We start from the raw sequence: 1,365 nt of genomic DNA, 5'->3' as shown, positions 1-1,365 counted from the left end.
CGATCTGCCGGACCGGGCCGGCCTCCCGGCCGATCAGCAGCGACCCGGCGGGCAGCGCCTCCCGGAGCAGCCGGTGCAGGACGGCCCGCGGGATGCCCACGATCGGCGCACCCACCGCCCGTTCCAGCGCGGCGCCGTCCATCCGCGCGAGCCACCGCCCCTCGGGGGTGCGGGTACCGCCGGCGTACTGGCCGCGTGCGGCCTGCCGGACCGGTCCGCCCACGCCGAGAGCGTCCAGCGCGCGCAGGCCGTTGGCGGCCAGGGAGATGGCGGCCCCCGCGTCGCCGAGCACGGGTGCGCGCTCGACGACCGTCACCTCCCAGCCGATGCGGTGCAGGCCGATCGCGGCGGCCAGTCCGCCGATGCCGCCGCCGACGACCACCGCCGTGCCGCCCATGCCGAACCCCCGATCTTCTACATCTGTAGAAGGCCGACCCTACCCGAACCGCTACAGGTGTAGAAAGGACCCATGGCTACGGATCGGCGCACCCTGCTCGCGGACGCGGCCCTCGACGTCCTCGCCGACGAGGGGATGCGCGGGCTGACCCACCGTGCGGTCGACCGGCGGGCGGACCTGCCGACCGGCACCACCTCGGCCTACTACCGCACCCGGGCCGCGCTGCTCACCGCACTCGTCACCCGCCTCGTCCACCTCGACCAGACGGAACTGCAGACGGCGGCCGAGCAGTTCCCGCCGATCCGCACCGCGGAGGAACTGGTCGCCGGCCTGGTGCTGCTCGCCCGGCAACGCCTCACCGGCCAAGGCCGCCGCCGCTCGCTCGCCCGCCACGCCTGCGCCGTCGAGAGCGTGCGCGACCCCGAGCTGCGGGAGATCCTCGTCCCCCGCGAGAACGCCGGCCGCGAAGCCGTCCGGCTGTTCCTCGCCGGCCACGGCGTCGAGGACGTCGAAGGCCGCACCCACACCCTGCTGACCTGCGTCGACGGCCTCGTCTTCGACCGGCTGGTGAGCGGCGGCGAGGTGCGGCCCGAGGAACTCGAAGGGCTGGTCGCCGCCGCCCTGCGGTAGACCGGCGAAGCCGGGCATCTCTCGTACCCGGGTGGCGCTCCGGTGTCTTCTCCGGTCGGCCGAGCGATCCGTTCCAGCCGTTCGTCACCGTTCTGTTCCAGGGCCCGCCGCCGCCCTGTTCCAGAGCCGGCCACCGGGGCCTCCCGGCCGACCGGTTCACAGCACCGGGTCGGCGTGAGTGGCGTCCACCATGGAACCACCCGGGCTTCCGACGGGAATGAGGTTCGGAATGTTCCGGAGGATGTCGGGACTGTGCTCGTTCGACGGATCGCGCTCGACCGTGACGGTCACCTGGTAGGCGATCCTGAAGATGCTGGCCTTCGCGGTCCCGATGCGGA

General features: G+C 73.8%; 3 protein-coding genes. 1 reads left to right on the top strand and 2 read right to left on the bottom strand.

The features are described from left to right. On the bottom strand, positions 1–397 hold a 397-nt coding region (locus ABZ641_RS37575; RefSeq protein WP_359989089.1), incomplete at its 3' end, for an FAD-dependent monooxygenase. A 72-nt stretch (positions 398–469) separates the two neighbouring features. Between ABZ641_RS37575 and ABZ641_RS37570 the strand changes: the two genes are divergently transcribed. Then, on the top strand, positions 470–1,027 hold the full coding sequence (locus ABZ641_RS37570) for a TetR family transcriptional regulator C-terminal domain-containing protein (protein ID WP_359989087.1): 558 nt from the start codon (positions 470–472) through the stop codon (positions 1,025–1,027). 156 nt (positions 1,028–1,183) lie between these two features. Here the strand turns inward: ABZ641_RS37570 and ABZ641_RS37565 are convergent. After that, the coding region (locus ABZ641_RS37565) for a hypothetical protein (RefSeq protein WP_359989085.1) at positions 1,184–1,365 on the bottom strand (182 nt) is incomplete at its 5' end.

The organism is Kitasatospora sp. NPDC007106, from assembly GCF_040634455.1.
GTDB classification, from domain to species: Bacteria; Actinomycetota; Actinomycetes; order Streptomycetales; family Streptomycetaceae; genus Kitasatospora; species Kitasatospora arboriphila.
This window is presented reverse-complemented; position numbering and strand designations above follow the sequence as displayed.

Coding starts and splice junctions, on each gene's coding strand:
- ABZ641_RS37570 (WP_359989087.1), top strand. CDS start 470: ATGGCTACGGATCGGCGCACCCTGCTCGCGGACGCGGCCCTCGACGTC.